The organism is Streptomyces sp. NPDC000410 (genome assembly GCF_040300305.1).
GTDB lineage: Bacteria > Actinomycetota > Actinomycetes > Streptomycetales > Streptomycetaceae > Streptomyces.
The window spans coordinates 1-1,793 of record NZ_JBEPDM010000128.1 but is presented as its reverse complement, the minus strand read 5'-3'; the positions used below and the strand labels follow the sequence as shown (position 1 = coordinate 1,793).

Below are 1,793 nucleotides of genomic sequence, written 5' to 3'. Positions count from 1 at the left end.
GGACGCTGTTGGTTAATGCGGGTTGTGTTGCTTCGCCCCGTCGAGTTGCTCGGCGGGGTGAAGCCTTGCGAAGTGGCTGGTGCGGGTGCGGGCCCTGGGTGTGCCGGTGAGGTGGGCGTCGATGCGGGCGAGGTTGATCGCAGCGCCGGTGAGCTGATGCTGGAGGCTGGTCTTAGCGAGGCCCCGGTAACGGGATCTGCGCAGGTCACAGCGTTGGACTCCCTGGGCGATGGTGCCTTCGACGCCGGCACGAATCTTGTACCTCTCCTTCCACTTGTCGGTTCGCTGAAGGGTCCTGGCCTGCTGAAGGGCTTCGTACTCGGCTTTGGTCCGCAGGGTGAGCTCGCGGAAGCGGCGGTTGGTTGCGCCAAGGCAATCGGCTCGCGTGGTGCAGGTGCGGCAGTCGTTGGTGGGGAACTGCACGCGGATCACGGGGAGCCCGGTCTGGGAGCGAGCGTTTCGCCAGCTTGTGGTCGTCTTGCCGTTGGGGCAGGTCACCTTCCGTTGGTCCCAGTCGATGGTGAAGGCGTCCTGGCCAAAGGGGGCCTCGCCCCGGGACTGAGGTGAGGTGACGGATTTGAGGGGGCCGTGCAGCGCGATGCCGTGCTCCTGGAGGGCTGTGGCCAGCGCGGGAGCGTTGGCGTATCCGGCATCCACCCAGTGCTCTTCGGGCAGCAGGCCGCGTTCGGCAAGGGCGTTGTGGACGATGGCGGCCATCCGGTCGTCGGACACCGCTCCGGTGGTGGTGACCACATTGGTGACCAGGTGCACGGCATCCGGCTCGCAGGTCTCGGTCAGGTGGACCTTGTAGCCGTCCCAGAGGTTGTCGTTCTTCCGGCCGCAGCGTGCCTCGACGTCATAGGGGCTGACCAGGCGCAGTGCGCCTGGCGGCCGGTCTTTTGGGGCCCTGCGGGCCACCTCGCCCTCCACCAGGTGGAAGTGCTGGACCCAGATCTTCCGCAGGATCTCCACCTCCGGCAGCACACGCAGCCGGTCGGCCTCATCCGCGTCGGCCACGGCCGCCAGCAGTCGCATCCCGTCAGCTCCGACCCGCAGGCCGGCCTCGTCCCTCTTGGAACGGGCCTGGGGGAAGCGAGAGTCCTCGGCCCGGGTTGCGTAGTGGCGGAACCAGTCCGGCTCGGCCACCCCGACCAGCCAGTCAGGGGCTGCCACGGCAAGCGCGTTCAGCGCGGACCGCAGGGTCTCCGTGACCTGCTCCAGCCAGTTCAGCTCACGTGTTGCGGCGTGCACATGAGTGGAGTCGGTCCTGGCCCGGCCACCAGTCTTGAGCAGCCCACGCTCCCTGGCCGCAGCCAAGATCCCGTCCAGGACCTGCCGCCCGGCCTCTGCCGCGATCAGGCGGTCCCGGAACTCCGACAGCACGGAGTAGTCGAACCCCGGATCATCGAGTTCCAGCCCGAGTGCGTACTTGACGTCGATCCTCGCCCGCACCGCCTCGGCGGCCTGCCGATCGGTCAGCCCCTCCACGAACTGCCACACCAGCACGAACGCGAGCCGGCCCGGCGACCACGCAGGCTTGCCCCGCGAGGGAAACAGGCCCGCGAACTCTTCGTCCCGGAACAGGACCCCCAGCTCGTCCCGGACCCGGATCGCCAGGCTCCCCTTCGGGAAAGCCGCCCGGGCCACCCGTACCGTCTCCGCCGGAATCTCTCCCGGTTCCATCGGCTGCAACGACATCGATACCCGCCCCACACGACAACGCCGGTCTCCACGAGCACAACCAGATCGTGGAGACCGACGTCACGCTCGACCCGGATTAACCAACAGCGTCC

The 1,793-nt window shown here is 68.2% G+C and carries 1 protein-coding gene; it reads right to left on the bottom strand.

The features are described 5' to 3' along the window. Positions 1-12: 12 nt before the first annotated feature. Positions 13-1,698, bottom strand: coding sequence for an IS1182 family transposase (locus ABT342_RS38035; protein ID WP_351584180.1), 1,686 nt, complete (start codon positions 1,696-1,698; stop codon positions 13-15). Positions 1,699-1,793 lie beyond the last annotated feature (95 nt).

Bases quoted from the DNA above. Each gene is read 5' to 3' on its own strand.
- ABT342_RS38035 (WP_351584180.1), bottom strand. From the start codon at position 1,698: ATGTCGTTGCAGCCGATGGAACCGGGAGAGATTCCGGCGGAGACGGTA.